Genomic DNA, 239 nt, shown 5'->3' with positions numbered 1-239 from the left:
CTCCGGTATTCAGTTAGACAAATCACGCCATCTGACATTAAGCGCGGGTCATAACCTGAATGCCAATCGAAGTCAATTAAACGCGGCGGGCAATATTAATCTGTTTTCTGGAAATGATTTAATGTTGTGGCAGGCGGGTATCCGGGCGGGGCAACAAGTCATGCTCAGCGCGGGTCACGATATTGATATCTCTCGGCCCAATACGCCGGAGGCGTCAGAGCGCCGGTTTGATTTATCTC

Annotated in this window: 1 protein-coding gene; it reads left to right on the top strand. The window is 50.2% G+C overall.

The window, feature by feature from the left end; genetic code table 11:
- A partial coding sequence (locus ACGF49_RS25315) for a hypothetical protein (protein ID WP_387493574.1) occupies positions 1-239 on the top strand: 239 nt, incomplete at both ends.

This window comes from Photorhabdus sp. RM96S, from assembly GCF_042879335.1.
GTDB classification, from domain to species: domain Bacteria; phylum Pseudomonadota; class Gammaproteobacteria; order Enterobacterales; family Enterobacteriaceae; genus Photorhabdus; species Photorhabdus kayaii.
Note: the sequence above shows the minus strand (reverse complement) of the source record. Positions and strands in the feature narration are given on the sequence as shown.